Below are 20,199 nucleotides of genomic sequence, written 5' to 3'. Positions count from 1 at the left end.
TTCCTTCCTCTTTCGCCCGCTATAATCCCAGTATGCAACGCAACATTTTAACATTGGTGACTGTCCCGTTTTTCCTCGCCGCACAGCTGTCGCTCGCGACGGCCGATGAGGAACAGGCCACTGCGCCTGAGGAATTCACCAAGCAAGTGAAGCCGTTTCTCGAACTGCACTGCGTTGGCTGTCATAGCAGCGACGGTGCGGAGGCAGGAATCAACTTCGAAAAGTACACGGATTCGGCTCGCATCCAAACTGACTACGAATTGTGGGAAAAAGTACGTCGGCTGATTCGAGACCGACAAATGCCGCCCGCTGAGGAAACTCAACCAACCGCCGATGAACTGACCGACATTCTGGACAGTTTGCAGGCGCAACTGGATTCTTTCGACTGTTCGTCCGACCAGCATCCGGGCCGAGTCACGTTACGTCGGCTGAACAAAGCGGAATTCAACAACACAATTCGTGACCTCACCGGCCTGCAGTTGAACCTCGCAGACGACTTCCCTTCCGACGATGTCGGCGAAGGCTTCGATAATATCGGCGATGTGCTCACCATCCCGCCCGTGCTGCTGGAGAAGTATCTGGCGGCCGCTCAAACGGTGGCTCAGCAGATCATGTCTGACGAAGCCGCAAAGAAACGTGTCCTGCCGCACACCGCAGAATCAGCAGAAGAAATGGTGGAGGCTGCTCGTCAGAACATCCGCGAATTCGCAACGCTCGCATGGCGGCGACCGATCACAGATGCCGAGGGCGATCGGCTTTTCGCAATCATGAAGCTCGCCTGGGAACGGGACAGCAAACCGGACGAAATCTTTGAAACCGCGATCACAGCAGTTCTCGCCAATCCGCACTTCTTATTCCGAGTCGAAGCGGATCCGACAGACGATGACAAAGACGGCATTCGATCGTTGAACGGCTACGAACTGGCGTCGCGGCTATCGTACTTTTTGTGGAGTACCATGCCTGACGAAGAGTTGTTCAAACTTGCAGCCAGCGGTGAACTCACGAAACCGGAAGTACTGGCGGCCCAAGCGAAACGCATGCTGGCCGACCCGAAATCCGTCGCACTGATCGACAACTTCGCCGGACAGTGGCTGCAACTTCGAGACGTGACCAAACTGAAGCCGGATCCGGATCAGTTTCCCACATTCGACGCTGAACTACAGTTGGCGATGCGCCGCGAGACGGAATCGTTCTTTGAAAACATGATTCGCGAAGACCGTAGCGTGCTCGAATTCTTGACCGCCGACTACACGTTCGTCAACGAACGCCTGGCAAAACATTATGGCATGAAAGACGTCACCGGCGACCAGTTTCAGAAAGTGGCGATGGCAAAAGGCCGTCGAGGCGTGTTGACGCATTCCAGCATTTTGCTGCTGACCTCAAATCCGACCCGCACTTCGCCCGTAAAACGAGGCAAATGGGTGCTTGAGAACATTCTGGCCGAACCACCGCCGCCACCGCCGCCAGACGTCCCCGAACTGGAAGAAGGCGGCGAAACCCTCGGCTCATTACGGGAACAAATGGAGCAGCATCGATCGAATCCGGCGTGTGCCGTGTGTCACGTGAAGATGGATGCGGTTGGGTTCGGCATGGAGAACTTTGACGCTATTGGCGCTTGGCGGGACCGTGACGGTCGCTTCGAGGTCAATGCAGCAGGAGAGCTGCCGGGCGGAAAGAAGTTCGATGGCGCGTCCGAATTGATGCAGATTCTGGCCGAAGACAATAAAACCGAGTTTCTGCGGTGCCTCTCTGGTAAGATGTTGGTTTACGCTTTGGGACGCGGCTTAGTATCCTATGACCGTTGCGTGGTCAACGATGTTGTCGCGTCGCTGGAAGAAAACGACCACCGGTTTAGTAGTTTGGTGACGGCCATCGTGCAAAGCGATGCCTTTAGAAAACGCGAGGCCAAATAGCTTTCCGAATTGTACGACTTCAAAACCTTCCCACCTTCCCTCATCCTCTGAGGACCAAGTCATGAATTTTCCACTTTCCTTATCACGACGCACTGCATTGCGTGGGCTGGGCATTTCGCTGGGCTTGCCGTGGTTTGAATCGATTGTTCCCAGGGCTGCCGCGGCATCAATTGCACCAACGCCGCCTCAGCGAATGGCGTTTATCTTCGTGCCAAACGGAGTTCACCTGCCCGATTGGACCCCCGAAACCGAAGGTTACGGATTCGACCTGCCGTTCATTCTCGATCCGCTCGCGCCCGTCAAAGACGACCTGATGGTCATCACCGGACTGACTCACGACAAGGGACGAGCCAACGGAGACGGCCCCGGCGACCACGCTCGCAGCGCCTCCGTATTCCTAACCGGAGCTCAGCCGCGCAAGACCAACGGAGCGGACATCCGGTCCGGCATGTCCGTCGATCAGGTGGCTGCTCAAGCTGCCGGAAAGCTCACGCGATTTGCATCACTGGAACTCGGATGCGAACCCGGCCGCAGCGCGGGCAACTGCGACTCAGGCTACAGCTGTGCATACTCGTCCAGCATCTCATGGTCGGGAAGTGCGTCACCGCTGGGCAAGGAAACCAATCCTCGCTTCGTCTTCGAACGCCTGTTCGGAAACGGCAAGGCGAAGGAAATGGACAAAAACAAGATCCGCCGCGACGCGTTGAAGAAGAGCATTCTCGACTTCATTTCCGAAGACGCTCAAAAACTGCAGGCCAAACTTGGGCGAGCCGATCAGCACAAGCTTGATGAATACCTGACCGGCGTCCGCGAAGTAGAACGCCGCATCGAAATTACCGAAAGCGAACCGCAACACTCGGCCGACATCGACTACCCGATTCCCGAAGGTATTCCCGGCGACTACGGCCAGCATCTGCGACTGATGAGCGACATGATGGTGCTGGCGTTCCAAACGGACAGCACTCGTATTTCCACGTGCATGTTCGCGGATGCCGGCAGCAACCGCAGCTACAAAGCGATTGACGTCCCGGACGGTCATCACGCCTTGTCACATCATCGCGGCGATGCCGAAAAGCACGCCAAGATCCGCAAGATCAACCAGTTCCACGTGGCTCAGCTAAGTTACTTCCTGCAAAAGCTGAAGGCGACACCAGATGGCCACGGCAACCTGCTGGACAATTCCATGATCGTCTACGGAAGTGGCCTTAGCGATGGCGATCGGCATAACAACGAAAATCTGCCCGTGCTGCTGGCAGGTCACGGCGGCGGTTCTGTTGATACCGGTCGGCATCTGAAAGTGCCAACGGAAACACCGATGTGCAATCTGTACATGTCGTTGCTGGACCGCTTCGGCGCGTCCGTCGACTTCATCGGCGACAGCACTGGACGCTTGTCCGGACTGCAAATTTGAAGGAGCCGAACTGATGGATGTTCGATTCCTCAAACGCATGACAGGTCGCGGCGCACCGCGGCTTCCACTTCCAACGGCTGCACATCAGACAGTGGCTCGTAGCCAGAGTAAGCTCAGACCTTCATTTCTGATTATCTGCATCGCGCTGGTTTTCTCTGCTGCCGCTCCGCGCGCTGCCGCCGACGATGAATCCGCATCGGCAGAAGCTCTGGCAAAGACGCTGGAAAGCGGCGAACTACAGGAACGCCGCGACGCCGCCTACGCACTTGCCGATCTTGGCGCCGACGCTGCGCCGGCCTTGCCCGCCCTGATCAAAGGTGTGTCCGATCGTGACAACCAGGTTTGGATGCAGTCCACGATGGCGATTGCCCGGATCGGCCCGGCTGCCGTCGATGCCGTTCCTGAGCTGCTGAAATTTGTCGACACGAGAAACGATCAGCAGCGTTATCGATCCGCATGGGCGATCGGCCAAATCGGGCCAGCGGCCATCGTCGCTTTAAACGAAGCATTAAAGGACGGCGACGAACGCCGACGGCGAGGCATCGCGACAGCTCTGGGCTGGATGACGTCCGACCCGGCCAGCGTATTGCCAACTCTGCAGCAGCTACTTGAGGACGAAAGTTCAGACGTGTGCGTGGAAGCCGCGCATGCGTTAGTAAAACTGGGCGAATCCGCGGAAGCCGCGCTTCGTGATTCGTTAACTCATCGCCTTCCCGAAGTTCGAGCAGCCTCAGCCAAAGGGCTCGCCACCGTCACACGGCTTTCACCAGAATCAGTCACCGGTCTGGTCGACGCTTCGGCGGACGAATCTCCGCAGGTGCGATCCGCAGCGATCGTCGCGTTGGCGGCGTCAAACTTCGACCGCGACAAACTGCTGCCAAAAATTGTCGACTCGTTCTCCGACGATGAACTCAGCGTTCGCAGTGCGGCCGTGGTCGCATTAAAAAAGCTGGGCCCGGATTCCGCCAAAGCCGTTCCGATGTTGGTCGAAATGTTGCAGTCGGAAACCGCGACGCAACGCAAAGCCGCCGCCTTCGCACTCGGTAACATGGGGCAGGCCGCAGAAAGCGCGATCCCGAACCTGATCCAGGCACTCAAACAACACGACAGCAGCGATGAAGCGGCGCGAGCGTTAAGTCGCATCGGCGTTGCGGCTGTCCCATTACTGCTTGCCGCATCTGCGGACAGCGAACAATCGACGCAACAGCTTTCGGCAACGCTGGCAGCCATCGGGCCCGCGGCGACCGAGAAGCTCATCGACGCGCTCACTCACGACAACATCAGCGTCCAAATCAGCGCAGCTCAGTCACTGGGGAAAATGTTGCCAGTCCCAGCGGCCGCCGAAGCTCCGCTCGTGACGTGCCTGCAATCCGAAGCCCCTCAATTGCGATCCACCGCCGCCGTCGCACTTCGCGGTTGTCGTAAGGTGTCATCGGCGACAACGGACGCCGTCCTAGCAGCAGTCGACGATAAAGATGCATCTGTGCGAGCCGCCAGTGTACTCTCGGTCGCCAGCATGGATATCGCCACAGACCTCGCGATGCCTGTGTTGACAACGGCACTGAAAGACCCGTCGGCTGAAGTTCGAGCGGTCGCAATTTCCGGGCTGAAAGAACGGGGCGCCGCTGCAGAAATAGTGCTGCCAAAGATTATCGCCGCGTTGCAGGATAAATCTCCCGCCGTACGATCCAGCGCGGCAAAGACGGTCGGCAGCTTCGGCGAAAAAGCGAAGGACGCTCGTGACGGACTACTGCAGTTACTGGCCGACAGCGAAGCAGACGTGAGAAAATCAGCCGCGCAGGCGATTGGCAACATCAAAGTCGCCGATGTGGAACTCGCCGCCGCGTTGGGAAGCCTGCTGACAGACGACGATGCCGATGTGGTGTTGGCTGCTGTCACGTCGCTGGCTGAAATGGGCGAAGCGGCCGTCGCCAGCACGGATTCGATTGCGAAGCTGCTCGGACACGAAAGCTCGTCAATGCGAGTTGCTGCGATCCACTGCTTTGCAGCCGTTCAGAAAGACCAGTCTCAATCTGTGCCGACGTTCATCGAATTACTGAAGGACGAAGACTGGACCGTTCGCCGCGCCGCTGCCGAATCCCTCGGCGCCATGAAGGAAGGCGCGAAGGCCGCGGTGCCGACACTGTTTGTGATGCTGGAAGACGATGTGGACACCGATTTCGCTAAAGGAGCCATTCAGGACATTGACACCGCCGGCCCGGACGCTCTGCCTGTGCTGATGACCGGCCTGGAATCCGATCACCGCCGCACTCAGTATTACGCCATGTTTTTGATCGGCAAGATTGGCCCGGACGCCGCCGAAGCGCTGCCGCTGCTGGAAAAGCTGCTGAAAGAAACGGAGAGCAAACGCGCTCGCGACATGCTCCGGAAGGCCATTGATGCGATCGAAGGCAAAGAGCAGGAATCGCCGTAGTTCGATCTCTCCGAGTCGGGCAGGTTAGCATTCGGTTTTCTGTCACAACGAAACCGTCCTCCTGCGAGGCCTTCGGCGATTTGAGTTGTCGTTGGGCGAGGCGATCTGGCCCGGTCATCAACCTTTATTAGTTGCAGGAAATGACTCGACTCGCAGAGACCGAGCTCAGCAAGGGAAAGATTCTGTTCGTTTGGCTGGGGTTCTGCGTTCATAGGTCCAGAGAGACTGTGATCGCAGAGTTTCCGGAGTTAGAACCGAGTGCAGAAATTCCGACAGTTACTGTTGCCGACGACCAGCGGTGTATTGATGGCGTGGCCGTGGCTGGATGAACGAGCCTTTGCCGCAGCGTGGGCTGGGCTGGTTCTGATGATGGCCGTCGCAGTCGATCAGCCGCCTCACATTGCGTTCCGTCGCTGTTTGCTGGCGGGAATGACGGGACTCGGGATTGCGTTCCACTGGTTCCCGCAAGTGGCTTCCAGCAATCTGCGCATCAGTTACTTCGGTGGCCTCACAACAGCAACTCTGGGAATCACGTGGGACGCGTTTCGGTTCGGGGTTTTCGGATGGGTCGCGGCCAAAATCAATTCGCGAGTAGGCACCAGAATTTTTGTGTGGCCGGTCGTGTGGGTGGCGCTCGAATGGGGCTGGCCGCACATTTTTCCGTGGCGATTGGGAACGTCGCAACTGGGCTGGCTGCCGGTGTGCCAGATCGCGGAGTTCACCGGCGTGTACGGCGTCAGCTTTCTGATGATCTGGGTCGCAGCCGTCGTGACGGTGCGATTGCCACAATTCCCACAGGCCGTGCCATTGCCCGCCGAACGCTCCAATCGGCGATTGTCGCTAACGCGCAGCGAAGTGATTTGTGGGCTCATATTCACCACTGTCATCGCCTGGGGCGACTGGCGAATCGGCAACGTCGAAGCAATGGCGGCCGGGAGTTCGACATTGAAGGTCGCTCTGATTCAGCCTGGATCCCCTGACATCAATCACCTGCGTCGCGCATCAAAAGCCGTCTCAGACAGTGTCGACCTCGTGGTTTGGCCGGAATCCTGCGCCGACGATTTCTCACTGGCTCTGAGCAGCTTTCGGTCGCTCGAAGAAGTTCGCGAGCACTCGGTTTACGCTGATGATTCGCGGCCGTGTCACGGACTGGGGAATGCCTTGCTGTGCGGCGGCGGAAGTTTCCCCGAAGGCGCGATGAACGACGGCCCCTTCTTCAATACCGCGTTTCTGGTCGACGCCAACGAGGAGATTGTCGATCGATATCACAAACGATTTCTGATGCCGTGGGGCGAATACGTCGTCGGGCAACAGTGGATCCCGGGTGTGCGGTCGCTACTGGGGGATTCTAATAATCAGCCAGGAAGCTCAGCCGCTCCGTTATCATGTCCGGGTGGGCCTGAGCTGGGAGTTCTGATCTGTTATGAAGACCTGCTGGCCGAACCCGTTCGCCAAACCACAGCTGAGGGTGCCGAAGTACTGCTGAACCTGAACAACCTGTCGATCTTCGGCAAGACACCTGCCCTGTATCAGCACCAGCAGATCGCGCGGTTTCGAGCCATCGAACACCGCCGTGTGCTGTTGCGCTGCGGCGTGGTCGGATCCACGGCTGTGATCTGTCCGACTGGTCGAGTCACACAGCAGGCGCCATTCCACACGACGCAAACTGTCATTTCCGCCGCACCGCTGTTCACGGGCCTGACCTTCTACGTTCGCTGGGGCGACGTGTTCGCGTACACTTGCATCGTCATGACGGCGGTGATGTGCGTGAATCGGTCGTGGCGTGGTGGCGAAGAGTGACACTCATTGCTTATAGAAAATGGTTCTCACATCTCCGCCGGGAAGCGGCAGGTGGCCCCAGATTTCATTGTCCCAGTCATCGAGGACGAATTCCCAGTCGCCATAGCTGGACGTAAGATAAAGTGACCGCGTTAGCGTGAGTGGATCGAGCTGCCCTGTCGTGAACGTGCCTTCGACACGCCTGATTGCGTAGCGCCACGCAGGTATGAAGTACAGATCAAATGTTCCGCGTCGTCCATGGAAGTCGAGGTGTACGTAGTTGAATTCCGTGATGTATTCGCTCGGGTTGTTGACGCTCATTACTCGGGAGTATGTGCGAGAGGTGCGAGACCGAGGCCGATTCGGCGGAGATGACCTGGTCCGCACGTCGATGTGGGAGCCTGTCGAGAACTCATAACTGAGATCGACAAACTGATGGCCACGGTCTGCAGGCAAACGCCAAACGAAAGAGTCGACGGCCATAGGGAGGTAGTCGGTCGTGCGACTGTTCCCGACGGGTGTCCCCCACGTCACGCAGAGCCCTTCCGGCAGCAGACCGTGGTGTTGATCACGATCAAAGCTAAGCAGCACACGTTCGCCTGGTTCGATGGGAAGGCGCTGTCGGAGTTGCTCAAGTTGTGATTCGGGGAAGTAATACGCCGACGGGCGCGCGACACTGACAATCGGAATCTGCCCGGTGTTACGAAACGTAATCAGCCGCCATTTCAGCGGGTTCTGAACTTCATCGATTTCGAATGGTGGATCGACGAACGGGCTGGAGTCCAACGGCTGGGCGAGACAATTCGTCGAAGCGGCCGCGACGGTAAACATCGCGGCAGCGAACGTTGCCAACAAACGGAACATGACGAGTCTCCTGAGAGGAAGCAAATGGAATTGGGGAGAGTCGCGGAGCCCCACACCAAACCTTCAGTTTTGAGGATTGATCGTGACTTGCTGCGCCGACTGCTGATCGATGATTGTTCGGATCGTGCGGCAACCCCGGTGCGACGCCGGTCGCGAACCGGGTGCAGCTTGCCGCGCATCAGACTTCGTTTTCTTTCTGACGCGGAGCACGGCCCAGCAGGCAGCCGACAATTATCAGAAACGCCAGACCGGACGATGATGCAATCATCACGGTTTGTTCCTGACGAGAATCAAGCTGGCCCGTGGTTTCACCGTCACCATCGCCGTTACCATCGCCGTCAGCGCTGTCGTCGTCTGCGTCATCGTCACCGGGATCTTCGGGGTCCGTGTCGCAGTCGCCATTTTCGATGTCAAACAGGACAACGTCGTCCTCCGAGATCTCTCCGTCTTCTTGACCAATAATAAGCGTCGTGATGTCGTAGCAGTCGGTCTCGCCTTCCAGGGGCGGACCACCGTACGAAGAAACATCAGTGGCGTTCCGGCCGCGAATTGGAGCTTCAAGGCCGCGGGCGAAGACGTTCACTCTGCTGTATTCGCTCGGATCCATCTTGTTGTTGCCCAGCCTCAACTGTGGCGAGGTGACCGACTCCATAGGCTGCAGCCGAGCCGTTTTCACCAGGCGAACGCCATGCCGGATCCAGACTCGAACGGCAAAGTCCGTTTTGTTGGTCACGACGACGTCGCCACCGAACACTGGCCGGGCGGCGGTAGAATCTTCGGCGGTGCCCACAGTCAGTGCGAGTAATGCCAGGGTAAACAAACTGGAACGCATCAGAGTTCTCCTCGATTCGAGCTTAGGGAAGGGGTGAGTTCTTTGGGGCGATGGATGCTCAGAATTCTGTCACTTCGCCGCCAGAGCGCGTACATAGCGAGCCGAGGACATTCAGGTCCATTGTTTCTGTCACAAACTGCACGCTGCCGTCCGCCATCAGCACGAACGCACCGCCGGGATGCCGACTGTGAATTTCGTTTGACGGCGAGTTGTTAACCGGGCCGTTATCGTGAGCGACTCCGTTGTGCCCGTCGCCCCAGCGGCCTCCTTCGCGAGCTTCCCGGTCTGCGTCTTCGACCACAATGATTGTGTTGCTGGTGCCGTCACGAATGTCGGCGATCTTCACCGGCCGCTTGCGAAAGGTGCTGCCGTACGGCATGCGCACGACCAGTAACACGCCGGCTTCCCAGCCAAGTCCACTGCTGAAGCCCGGTTCCAGGCCGGTCAGCGTTGTTCCGAAATTGCCGCCGTAATCCGTTTTCCCAGACCAGTTCTTGACGGCTGAAGGACAGCGAAACACGGGCACGTGCGACTTAATGACTGGTATGTTGGTCTTGTGATTCCACGGTTGGTCGTGTTCATATTTCTGGAAGACGCCGGCCTGGTCGAGATGCGGCAGCACGGCTGTCGCCCACGAATGGTGGCGTTTCCTGTGAGCGTCCCGGCCCGGCGGGAAACTGCGATGAGCGATTTCAAACTGATGCAGGGCGAGGCCCATCTGTCGCAGGTTGTTCTGGCAGCCGGTTCGCCGCGCCGCTTCGCGAGCCGACTGCACGGCCGGCACAAGCAGAGCCATCAACAGACCCAGAATCGAAGTCACGACCAGCAATTCCATGATCGTGAATGCGGCGATACGGGAAGTGTGAGGTGATGGAAGGTGCTTCTGCATTTTTCAAACAACTTTGTTCCTTTCACGGAGTTCGTCCGCATCTAAGAACGTGGCCGTTCGCCGGACCGAACAGTTTTCTGTGGGAATTTTGTGCATCGTGTAGTATTGTGGCGAAAACCTGTTCGATCGGCGGAGAGACGGCGTTTATGACTGAGGAAGCAATTGACGATTGCGGCGACTTCCGCGATCTGATCGCGCGAGTGCGTGACGGAGACGAAGACGCGGCGGTTGAGTTGGTCAACGTGTACGAACCTCACGTTCGACGCGCGGTCAGAATTCGGCTGGGTGCGCCGAAGCTGAGGCAGCTTGTGGATTCGATGGATATTTCTCAGTCGGTGCTTGGTAACTTCTTTGTGCGCGCGGTGGCCGGGCAGTTTGAACTGGACACTCCGAAGCAGCTTGTTGCTTTGTTGTCGAGGATGGCCGAAAACCGCGTTCGAGACTGGCAGCGACGGCATTCGACGTTGCGGCGCGACAAGGGCCGGGAAATATCGCTGACTCATTTGCGCCAGGAACCGGCGGCAGTCGTGTATGCCGACGAGGAAGCGAATCCTCTGGATATGTTGGAACGAGTGCTGAAGGAACTCACGCCGGAAGACAGCCAACTCGTGGAATGGCGGCGCGCAGGGGATAGCTGGACCGAAATTGCGGACCGCACAAACAAAACGCCCGACGCACTGCGAATGCAATTGCGCCGGGCAGTGGACCGCGCGTTGCGCGCCGTTAAAGCATGAGCCAGGATTCATGAGCGAGCCAAGTACTTCCGAACTCGTTGCCGAAACTTGTGCCCAGCAACGTGCGGCATGGTCTGCCGGGCAACGCATTCCGGTAGAAACGTTTCTGGCTCAACATCCCGCACTGCGCGACGACACGGACACAATGCTGGACGTGATCTACAACGAAATTGTCCTTCGCGAGGAACTTGGCGAAACGTCGACGCTGACGGAATTTCGGGCGAGGTTTCCGGAACTGACCGAACCACTAAAGCAGCTATTCGCCGTGCATCAGGTCGTCGCGTCCGATTCGTCGGCCACCGCAGATTCCGATGCCGTCCCCGCGGCATCGACGCCCGACGTGGATCGCGATCGTCCTCACACCATCGGCGGCTACGAAATTCTGGAAGAAGTTGGTCGCGGCGGAATGGGAATCGTCTACCGTGCGCGGCAGCCGGGAACCGGACGAGAAGTCGCGTTGAAGGTGATTCTCGCCGGCAAGTTTGCGTCGAGCGATGAGATCAAACGATTTCACACGGAAGCTCAAGCCGCGGCAAAGCTGGAACATCCGGGGATCGTGCCGATATACGATGCCGGTCAGGCCGATGATGTCTACTTTTTGTCGATGGCGTTCATCAATGGCGAAACGCTGGCGGAGTTGCTGGCTCAGGGGCCACTGTCCGGTCGTCGTGCTGCCGAGATTATTGCAGAGGCGGCTGAAGGTCTAGCTGCGGCACACTTGCGAAACGTCATCCACCGTGACCTCAAGCCCCACAACATTCTGATCGACGACGAAGGCTGCGTACGGATCACGGATTTCGGACTTGCGCGAAACGTTGAAAGGCCAGGCAGCTTAACGACGACCGGTCAGATTGTCGGCACGCCTCAGTACATGCCACCGGAACAGGCACTCGGTCGCCATGATCAAGTGGGCCCGGCCTCGGACGTCTATGCCCTTGGCGCGACGCTGTACTGCGCGCTTGTCGGACGACCGCCGTTCGATGGTGCGGTCGCCGTGGAGGTTCTGCAGCGAGCGGCGCTGGACGAGCCTGTCGCGCCGCGCATTCTAGTCCCCGCAGTGCCTCGAGACCTGGAAACCATTTGCCAAAAATGCCTCGAGAAGGATCCGCAGAATCGTTACGCCAGCGGGCGAGAACTGGCGGAAGATCTGCGCCGCGCTCTTCGTGGAGAAACAATTCTTGCCCGCCCGATCGGCTGGCCGGGACGCCTGCTGCGATGGTGCCGTCGGCGACCACTGGTCGCGTCGTTGGCACTGGCGGTGGCGTTGCTGAGTGTCATGTTACTGGTCGGACTGTCGGCGTCGACCATTTTGCTTCGCAACGAACAGCGCGCCACGGCAGCCTTGTTGCGAGACACGTCGGAAGCCAACGTTAAACTTGTGGAGGCGAATCGGCTGGCGGACGCTCGAACCGTGGAAGCGCTGCTGGCTCAGGCTGGGCGCGCCAGACTCAGCGGCCGCGCGGGGCGTCGCTTCGAAGGCATCGCCGCCGTCGACAAAGCCTCCAGTATTCTGAAAGACCTGCCGCCGGACGAACCGACGATGCTGAAGCTGCGCAACGAATTGCTGGCCTGTGTGTCGCTGCCGGATCTCCGCAAGGAAGCTCGCTGGGAAGGGTATCGCAAGGGCAGCGACCAGACCGGGATCGCTGTGTCGCCCGATAGTGAACGATACGCTCGCTTCATGCCGAACGGGGCGCTGAGCATTCGGCGGCTGCGCGACAATTCCGAAGAACGAAGTATTTCCGACGTAGGCTACGCCGAAGGACTGTCACCGTCTCCGTCCCCGCGGTTCTTCCTGCGGTTCAGCCCGGATGGTTCCATGATCGCGTCGGTGGGCCAGAATGCCAATGGCAGACATGCAGAGATTCCAACGACGATCTGGAACGTGGCAACCGGTGAATCGCTGCTGAGTGTTCCGGCGGAAGGCTATTGGTGCACTGACGATGTCGATTTTTCCGCCGACAGCAACCGCGTCGCGATCGGGTTTTCTGATGGAAATGTTCGACTTTTCAGTCTGCCTGATGGTGTCGAAATTGCAACCCTTGAGCCGACAGACAACCGAACGATGCCAACGATTATCCGTTTCTCACCGGCGGGTGATCTATTGGCGGTTGCTCGCTCAAATGGCCTGGAAGTCTGGAACACGACGCAGCGCAAAGTCGTCAATTCGTTTTCACACGAAGCGGAAATCCGATCTCTTGCATGGCATCCGACCGCCGACGAGGTTGCCTGCGTTCACCTCGATAGGGACGGATTAAGAATTTACCCGGCGCGCAGTGATGTCGCGAAGCCCAGAACCGTGTTTGCTTTGGTGCCGATGATACACGCCGCGTTTCATCCCGACGGACGAACGGTGGCGATCGTGGGGGCACGCACGACATGTTTATTCGATCTGAAATCCGAACAGAAGCTGTTCGATGTCGACGGGCTGGCGATTGGATTCAGTCAGGACGGCAGGTTCCTTTCGTTCGGTTTTGCTGGCAGTCGAATTGGTCGCTGGCAATACTCCTCCGCGCCGGAGTGTCGTTCGTTCGTTTGCAACGATGCTGCGACGGATCGTGTCGGTCTGAGCTTCAGCCGTGACAATCTGCTGGCTGTCTGTTGCAACGACAGGATGCAACTGGTTGATCCCGATAATGCTCGCGAGGTCGCCGCAATCCCGGTCGCGTCGGCAGTCCTGGGGCAGTTCTTAACGAAAGACGACACGCTGGTGACAGTCTCCGAATCCGTTGCCGAACGGCGCACGGTGAAGTGGTCGCCGTCGCACGGCACACCCGAAATTGGGGCGCCAACAGTACTGGCGCAGGCAGACTCTTCGCGTCTGACATTCGGGATTATTGGCGTGGAGGAGGACGAGATGCTGGTGTGTCGTGAGTCCGGCTTGTCGCACATTGTGGCACTCGCCGATCCGTCGCAGGCTCAGGAAATGCGTTTCGATCCGTTCTGGACAATGGCTGTGGCACCGGATCGACGCTGGGCGGTGACGACATACTGGCACTACAAGACCCTGCTATGGGATGCAAACACGATGTCGCTGGTGCGAGAATTCGACGGCGTCCGTTCACGAGCTGAGTTCAGTCGTGACGGACGCTGGCTAGTAGTCGGAGGATCTCAGGATTATCACATTTATTCAGTCGGCGACTGGGCTGAGGCTTGCTACATTGATCGCGAATTTCCCGGTCAGGGTCTGGGAGCCATGACGTTCACTCGCGACAGTCGACTGCTGGCGGTCGCGGGTTCGTTGAATTCCATTCGCCTGTTCCATACGTCGGATTGGTCCGAAGCGGTGACATTCACGATGCCGGTTTCATCTCCGGCGTACTTTCTGACCTTCAGCCCGGATCACCGCTATCTGGCTGCATGTACCAACGAGGGCATGGTCTGTATATGGAATCTTCGATTGCTGACTGAGCAACTGGCCAAACGAGATCTTGACTGGCCGCTTGCGGTGGAATGAACTCAAAATATGAAAAGTCCCATCGTTGTCATTCCTGGCGATGATCCGCCGCTGGTGGGCGGGTCGCAACATCTCAACCAGCTACGCGACTTTGCCGACGTCCGCTACTACGGAGATCGGCCCTCCAGTGACAGCGAAATGCTGGAACGGCTTGCGCCCGCCGACGTGTTGCTGAATTCCCGCAGCGCGGTGAAGGTGTCCGGGGATGTGCTGAACCAACTGCCAAACCTAAAAATGATTGCCGTGTGCGGGATCGGCTACGATTCAATCGATATCGACGCCGCCTCAAACCATGGCATCATCGTCAGCAATATTCCTGGCCGCACAGCAACCGTCGTCGCCGAACATGCCTTCGGACTGATGCTGGCCGTATCGCGGCGAATGGCGTTGATGACCGAACAACTCAGGGCAGGGCAGTGGTCATCAGAAATGGCAATGTCGCTGATCGGCAAGCGGATCGGAGTGATAGGCACCGGCAACATCGGCCTGGAAATGATTCGCCTGTGCTCCGCGTTCGGCATGGAAATTGTCGCGTGGACCTTCCACCCTGACGAAGCAACAGCGGCAGAATTTGGTTTCCGCTACGTATCGCTGGACGAACTACTTTCCACCAGCGATGTCGTCAGCCTGCACGTGCGGCTGTCAGACGAAACTCGCGGCATGATCGGTGCCCTGCAGCTTCAGCAAATGAAACCCGGCGCGATTCTCATCAACACGGCTCGAGCAGCGGTTGTCGACACATCTGCTTTGGCAGCCGCCTTGAATGAAGACCACCTGTTCGGAGCAGGCGTTGACGTTTACGACGCCGAACCGACCGCTGATGGCAACCCGCTACTAAGTTGCCGAAATGTGGTGCTGACACCGCACACTGCGGACCGAACCCCGGAAGGACTCGACCTCCTGACACTGGGCTGCGTGGAAAACATTCGAGCGTTTCTGGACGGCCGACCGCAGAACGTGGTCAACGCCAGCCGGCCCTCCAGCAAGTGACGCCCGGAATTTCGGGACTCCAATCACAGCACATCACGACCGCGCGACGCTGCTATGGCTGATGCCCACACTGCCATCGCGCCCGCAAGCGAGATCACTCAGCGGTCAATGGTCGTGTCGAGCGGCAAACAACTGGCCAAGCAACGAGATGAAGTCATCCAGTTGCAGGTCGGCTGTGCAATAGGGGTTCGCACGCATGACCAACATCCCCTTGCTGGTCATGGACTTAAACAATTCACCAACAATGCGCGACGCTTCAGTGACGACCTCCGAACCAGCGTTCTGGATCGCCATCTCCTGCGATTGCCCCCACTGGTCTTCAGTCATCATCGCGATAATTGAATACAGGTCCAAAGCGTGGTGGCTGCCGTACTCTTTTTTGTGTGCATCCACCTGATCCCGGAACGCATACAACTTCATCAACGCGTAAGTAAACGGATGAGGAAAGTACACGGTCCTGCTGGATTCCGCGCCGTCACGAGAAACCGGCAGCTGGACCTCCTGCAGATGCTCCTCAAGAGTAATCGCCTCATCCGTCGGGTGCGCGTGAACTTTGACACTCGGTTTTGGGCGAACTCGCCGTTCGTCCACTCTTAACCCGCTGCCCGCAAAGCAGGACCGCGGCCCGGTCAGGAGATCAATTTTGATACCGCGTTCGATGAAACCGTCAGGATCATCCTTTCGAAATTGATAGTGTTCGGCACCACCAACGGGCGCGTAGCCCAGCTCATCTAGCGCCTGCTTCAAAGCGGCCAATCTCGACGAATCACAAATAAATTCCGGCCGCAGGAACAGGTCTAAATCGTTGGTTGAACGTGCCTCAGGCCAACGCTGAAGCAAAGTGCGGACACCTTCGCGCTGCAGAATTGTTCGCCGCAGGTATAGACCGTAGCCGCCACCAAGAATGATCGGGCATGCTGCAGCATCGAGCCGAGCAAGCAATTCGCGCAAGCTGGTCTCAAGACTCGCCAGTTCACTCATGTCCCACTTCCCGATGCCAGCAGCAATTCTCGAACCTGAACGGCCGTCTCCCGATCACGCTTGTCGCCACGCATAAGCTCAAGCCAGGTTTGTAGCGGTGATGCCCACGGAAATGACGCGTCCCGCCGAGAGTCGAAATAGTCGACTGCACGCTTCGATTTGATGAGTACGATATTTTCGAACCGATCAGCCTCTGGTGCAGCCAGCGCCGTCGCAACGGCTGAAGTGTCCGGGGTATATAACTGCATGATCGGACCACGCTGCATGACAGCGTACTGCGATGTTGAACTCAGCCCCGTTGCGGACACGGGAATGTCCAGTGAATCGATTTTGCCGGCAATCCACTCGACAAGATTGTCATCAGAAACGTCTGCTTTCAATCGGATGCAATCCTCCGCCTCAAGCGGCTGATCATTTCGCAACAGCCGATCAAGCAACTGGTCTCGCTGGAGCAACCGAATGGCACCGTCGTCTTCACGAGCAACAATCAGGTCCTGCTCAAGAGTCTTCAGGGCCTTGGATACAGTGCTTAGACCAATCGAACTATCCAATCCACTTTGCGCAATGGGATCACGTTCAATTATCGCGTCGCGTAGTGCCTGAACAGTCGGAAACGATTGCTGGCTTGCGAATATCCTGGCAACCAAAGACGTTTTGCCGCGGTAGACGTTCTTGATTGCAGCGCTGCTTCGAAATCGGTTCGGTTGCCCGGTTCGGTAAACCATCAATCTGCCCGGGATTGTGATGACTCCGTTCCCACACAGGTCAACACCGCTGATTTTTAATCGTTCGAGTTCGTTTAGCTGCTCCGGCTTCAGGTACGGCAGCAACAGCATTGGAAAAGTCCCCTCGGGCAAGCTCCACGACTGAACCTGCGAAACCGCCGTCGCAAACTCCTTGGGCGTCGCGAGACGTTTGCACTCGATCGCGAAGGTCGCCTCCCCGTCTTCCCATGTTGCGGTCGCTACAGCATCGCAGTTTACAAATTGCGTCCGTGCGGTTGGCTGCATCGTCAATGTCACTGGCGCAAGCTCAAGCGGACTCGCCGCCAACTGCGAGATCATCTCAGACTCAGACTTTATTTCTGATTTCCCAGCCATTTCTTACCCAAGAAAACAAACCTTTTCAGGAAACACACCCAGAGCGTTCCCAAACACTAGCATTTTCCTACGCAAGAAATCATCAAAAATCCAGAAACTGAACACTTTGGCCGCATTCGGGACGGCGGCTCGATACCACACAGCATTGCCAGCGGCCAAACCGGCCCACGCGCAGCGACTACGAAGGCATCGGCTCTTCCGCCGCCTAAAGTAACCATGCGGAGTCTGAGATTTGCCGAAATTGGCGCAAGTCGCCAGTCGGATGTGGCCACACAGCCCTGAAGCACCGACATCAAAGTCTGAATCGACATCGAATGAGCTCAGCAGATCTGGTCTGAACGTGGCCGCACCTCGCCGGAGCCAGAAGCCTTCCCCACGCACCAGCGATCTGCGGCCGGCTACGGACACACAAAGCGACCTTCATTCACAGAGACACAGCCATGACCAACTCCAGCCATGACAACCCTGAAGAAAAGCGACCTCGACAACAGGCTGCGTCTTCCCAATAGATGCCCGCAAAGAAGCCGCCATCGTCAGCCGAAATCAGTGCCGACCGAACGCGACAACGATCTGATTCAAAGGGGCGCAGACGCCTGCGTCCGCTGCGAGCTCCGGAAGTAGATTGCGTCCGGCTCACCGGATAAACCGTTTTTCGTCGTGCGATCTTAGCTCGTTATCGCTAAAACACGGCCCTTCGAATCGTTATTCCCCCCGCAGGCTGAGTGCCCCGAAATCATGGCTCGTTCAATAGATGGTATCCGAAACATTGGCATCATCGCTCATATCGATGCTGGCAAGACCACAACGACAGAACGCATTCTGTACTACACAGGTGCGTCTTATCGGATGGGGAATGTCGACGACGGAACAACTCAGACGGACTTCGACCCGGAAGAAGCTCAACGCGGAATCACAATCTATTCCGCAGCCGTAACCTGCGAATGGAACGATCGCACAATTAACATCATCGACACACCGGGCCACGTCGACTTCACAGCCGAAGTCGAACGCAGCCTGCGAGTTCTCGACGGGGCCGTAACGATTTTCAGCGCGGTTGAAGGCGTTGAGGCACAAAGTGAGACCGTTTGGCGGCAGGCAGACCGCTATGGCGTGCCGCGAATCGGCTTTATCAACAAGATGGACCGTATCGGCGCGGACTTTGAGCGGGTTCTGGAAGCCATGCGCAACCGACTGAAAGCGAATCCGCTACCGATCCAGATTCCGATCGGGCAGGGCCCCGCCACCAATGACGATGGATTTCGCGGGCTCGTCGACCTTCTCACCATGAAGGCGATTTACTGGGACGAAGAGTCACGCGGCTCGGAGTTTCGCACCGATGAGATCCCAGCAGAACTGGCGGACGACGCGGAACTGATGCGATCAGAGCTGCTGGACAGGCTTTCAGACATTGACGAAGAGGTGATGGAAGCTCATATGGAAGAGCGCGATGTTCCGCACGAAGCAATCATTCGAGCGTTGCGGGCGGGGACCATCGAAGCCAAATTCCAGCCGGTTCTGTGCGGTTCGTCGCTGGATTACATTGGCGTTCAACCCTTGCTGAACGCCGTCACAGACCTGCTTCCCAGCCCACTGGACTGCCCACCCGTGGTCGGAATCGATCCGTCACCGAAGGCCGATGGCAAAGAAGTCACTCGCAAATGCTCAACGGATGATCCCGTCTGCGCACTTGTCTTCAAAATCCAGTCAGACAATCACGGGGACCTCTATTTCGCGAGAGTTTATTCAGGCATCCTGAAAAGCAATTCTCGCCTGACGAACCCGAGAACGAAAAAGAAAGAACTGATTACTCAGCTGTGGCACATCCAATCAGACTCGCGAGAGAAAGTGGAACAGGTTGAAGCAGGCGACATCTGTGGCGTCGTGGGCCCCAAAGACACAGCGACCGGCGACACTTTATGCGACCCGCAAAAGCCAATCGTCCTGGAACAGATTCGCTTCCCGGAAACCGTGATTTCCATGGCGATTGAACCGGATTCCAGCGCAGACCGCAAGAAACTGGCTGAGGTTCTGGATCGACTGCAACGGCAGGATCCGACCTTTACTGCCAAAACGGATCCAGAAACCGGACAGACAATCATCAGCGGCATGGGGGAACTGCACCTGGAAGTCATTCGCCACCGCATGGAAAGAGATTTCAATCTGAAAGTGCGAGTTCACAAGCCACGCGTCAGCCTTCGTGAAAAACTGGTGGGCGAGTTAACCGTGAACGCAGACTTCAACGTCACCACACCGGCCAACACGTTACATTTCGGCCTGGACCTAAAGGTGGAAGAATTCAATGAAGGTGATTCCGCTGTCACTGTTTCTCACAAACTGAAACCCAACACGCTGCCTGCCCCCATGCTGCAGGTTCTGCTTGAGGCGCTGGATGGTGAAGCAAATGGTGGCGGCAAATTCGGCTATCCACTAATGAATATGCGGTTAACGGTCATAAAAGCCGACTATCGTGAGGAGGAATCTACAGACACGGCGATTCGTTCTGCAGCGGCCCAGGCGTTTAACAAAGTCCTGCAGGAAGGAAAAATCGTGACCATGGAGCCCATCATGGCTCTTGAAGTTGTCACACCTGAGGAATTTCTGGGAAATATCCAGTCTGACCTGAACTCACGCCGTGCATTGATTGTAGACTCCAACCGCCGAAGCGACTTATGTGTGCTGAAGGCGGAAGTGCCGTTGATCGAAATGTTTGGGTATTCAACAGAAGTCCGAAGCTTGTCGCAGGGTCGAGCCTCGTATTCGATGGAACCATGCCGCTATGCGGAAGCTCCACCGGATTCAACGACAAGATGACCTG

Annotated in this window: 13 protein-coding genes; 8 read left to right on the top strand and 5 right to left on the bottom strand. The window is 57.4% G+C overall.

What is annotated here, in order from left to right; genetic code table 11:
- The first annotated feature begins 32 nt into the window (after positions 1-32).
- From Fuma_RS29625 to lnt, 4 genes are all read left to right on the top strand, one after another.
- Positions 33-1,913 carry a DUF1592 domain-containing protein gene (locus Fuma_RS29625; protein WP_077027294.1) on the top strand — a complete coding sequence of 627 codons (1,881 nt, stop codon included), beginning with the start codon at positions 33-35 and terminating at the stop codon, positions 1,911-1,913.
- Positions 1,914-1,974: 61 nt separating this feature from the next.
- Positions 1,975-3,324 (top strand): DUF1552 domain-containing protein, encoded by a 1,350-nt coding sequence (locus Fuma_RS29620; protein WP_077027293.1) that lies wholly within the window; start codon positions 1,975-1,977, stop codon positions 3,322-3,324.
- A gap of 13 nt (positions 3,325-3,337) precedes the next feature.
- A complete protein-coding gene (locus Fuma_RS29615; protein ID WP_077027292.1) occupies positions 3,338-5,758 on the top strand; it encodes a HEAT repeat domain-containing protein in 2,421 nt (806 codons plus the stop codon).
- 258 nt (positions 5,759-6,016) lie between these two features.
- The gene (lnt, locus tag Fuma_RS29610; RefSeq protein ID WP_077027291.1) at positions 6,017-7,558 is read left to right on the top strand and encodes an apolipoprotein N-acyltransferase; all 1,542 of its coding nucleotides are present in this window, start codon (positions 6,017-6,019) and stop codon (positions 7,556-7,558) included.
- A gap of 3 nt (positions 7,559-7,561) precedes the next feature.
- On the opposite strand, the gene Fuma_RS29605 is transcribed toward lnt, so the two are convergent.
- From Fuma_RS29605 to Fuma_RS29595, 3 genes are all read right to left on the bottom strand, one after another.
- Positions 7,562-8,401 carry a hypothetical protein gene (locus tag Fuma_RS29605; protein WP_077027290.1) on the bottom strand — a complete coding sequence of 280 codons (840 nt, stop codon included), beginning with the start codon at positions 8,399-8,401 and terminating at the stop codon, positions 7,562-7,564.
- Between the two features lie 178 nt (positions 8,402-8,579).
- Positions 8,580-9,233, bottom strand: a complete 654-nt coding sequence (locus Fuma_RS29600) for a hypothetical protein (protein ID WP_077027289.1) — start codon at positions 9,231-9,233, stop codon at positions 8,580-8,582.
- Positions 9,234-9,291: 58 nt separating this feature from the next.
- Positions 9,292-10,122 (bottom strand): DUF1559 domain-containing protein, encoded by an 831-nt coding sequence (locus Fuma_RS29595; protein WP_083732415.1) that lies wholly within the window; start codon positions 10,120-10,122, stop codon positions 9,292-9,294.
- A 146-nt stretch (positions 10,123-10,268) separates the two neighbouring features.
- On the opposite strand from Fuma_RS29595, the gene Fuma_RS29590 reads away from it, so the two are divergent.
- The 3 genes from Fuma_RS29590 to Fuma_RS29580 are packed head-to-tail and all read left to right on the top strand — an operon-like array spanning position 10,269 to position 15,303.
- Positions 10,269-10,856, top strand: coding sequence for an RNA polymerase sigma factor (locus tag Fuma_RS29590; protein WP_077028638.1), 588 nt, complete (start codon positions 10,269-10,271; stop codon positions 10,854-10,856).
- A gap of 10 nt (positions 10,857-10,866) precedes the next feature.
- Positions 10,867-14,313 carry a serine/threonine-protein kinase gene (locus tag Fuma_RS29585; protein WP_077027287.1) on the top strand — a complete coding sequence of 1,149 codons (3,447 nt, stop codon included), beginning with the start codon at positions 10,867-10,869 and terminating at the stop codon, positions 14,311-14,313.
- Between the two features lie 9 nt (positions 14,314-14,322).
- Positions 14,323-15,303, top strand: a complete 981-nt coding sequence (locus tag Fuma_RS29580; protein ID WP_077027286.1) for a 2-hydroxyacid dehydrogenase — start codon at positions 14,323-14,325, stop codon at positions 15,301-15,303.
- Between the two features lie 105 nt (positions 15,304-15,408).
- Here the strand turns inward: Fuma_RS29580 and Fuma_RS29575 are convergent, their stop codons facing one another.
- The gene (locus tag Fuma_RS29575; protein ID WP_077027285.1) at positions 15,409-16,284 is read right to left on the bottom strand and encodes a hypothetical protein; all 876 of its coding nucleotides are present in this window, start codon (positions 16,282-16,284) and stop codon (positions 15,409-15,411) included.
- Positions 16,281-17,120, bottom strand: coding sequence for a hypothetical protein (locus Fuma_RS29570; protein ID WP_145944447.1), 840 nt, complete (start codon positions 17,118-17,120; stop codon positions 16,281-16,283). Before Fuma_RS29570 ends, Fuma_RS29575 begins: the two co-directional genes overlap by 4 nt.
- Positions 17,121-18,119: 999 nt before the next feature.
- Here Fuma_RS29570 and fusA point away from each other — a divergent pair.
- Positions 18,120-20,195 carry an elongation factor G gene (fusA, locus tag Fuma_RS29560; RefSeq protein ID WP_077027282.1) on the top strand — a complete coding sequence of 692 codons (2,076 nt, stop codon included), beginning with the start codon at positions 18,120-18,122 and terminating at the stop codon, positions 20,193-20,195.
- Positions 20,196-20,199 lie beyond the last annotated feature (4 nt).

The sequence above is a fragment of the Fuerstiella marisgermanici genome, assembly GCF_001983935.1.
GTDB lineage: Bacteria > Planctomycetota > Planctomycetia > Planctomycetales > Planctomycetaceae > Fuerstiella > Fuerstiella marisgermanici.
This window is presented reverse-complemented; position numbering and strand designations above follow the sequence as displayed.

Coding starts and splice junctions, on each gene's coding strand:
- Fuma_RS29625 (WP_077027294.1), top strand. CDS start 33: ATGCAACGCAACATTTTAACATTGGTGACTGTCCCGTTTTTCCTCGCC.
- Fuma_RS29590 (WP_077028638.1), top strand. CDS start 10,269: ATGACTGAGGAAGCAATTGACGATTGCGGCGACTTCCGCGATCTGATC.
- Fuma_RS29595 (WP_083732415.1), bottom strand. CDS start 10,122: ATGCAGAAGCACCTTCCATCACCTCACACTTCCCGTATCGCCGCATTC.
- Fuma_RS29585 (WP_077027287.1), top strand. CDS start 10,867: ATGAGCGAGCCAAGTACTTCCGAACTCGTTGCCGAAACTTGTGCCCAG.
- fusA (WP_077027282.1), top strand. CDS start 18,120: ATGGCTCGTTCAATAGATGGTATCCGAAACATTGGCATCATCGCTCAT.
- Fuma_RS29620 (WP_077027293.1), top strand. CDS start 1,975: ATGAATTTTCCACTTTCCTTATCACGACGCACTGCATTGCGTGGGCTG.
- Fuma_RS29580 (WP_077027286.1), top strand. CDS start 14,323: ATGAAAAGTCCCATCGTTGTCATTCCTGGCGATGATCCGCCGCTGGTG.
- Fuma_RS29575 (WP_077027285.1), bottom strand. CDS start 16,284: ATGAGTGAACTGGCGAGTCTTGAGACCAGCTTGCGCGAATTGCTTGCT.
- Fuma_RS29605 (WP_077027290.1), bottom strand. CDS start 8,401: ATGTTCCGTTTGTTGGCAACGTTCGCTGCCGCGATGTTTACCGTCGCG.
- Fuma_RS29600 (WP_077027289.1), bottom strand. CDS start 9,233: ATGCGTTCCAGTTTGTTTACCCTGGCATTACTCGCACTGACTGTGGGC.
- Fuma_RS29570 (WP_145944447.1), bottom strand. CDS start 17,120: ATGCTGTTGCTGCCGTACCTGAAGCCGGAGCAGCTAAACGAACTCGAA.
- Fuma_RS29615 (WP_077027292.1), top strand. CDS start 3,338: ATGGATGTTCGATTCCTCAAACGCATGACAGGTCGCGGCGCACCGCGG.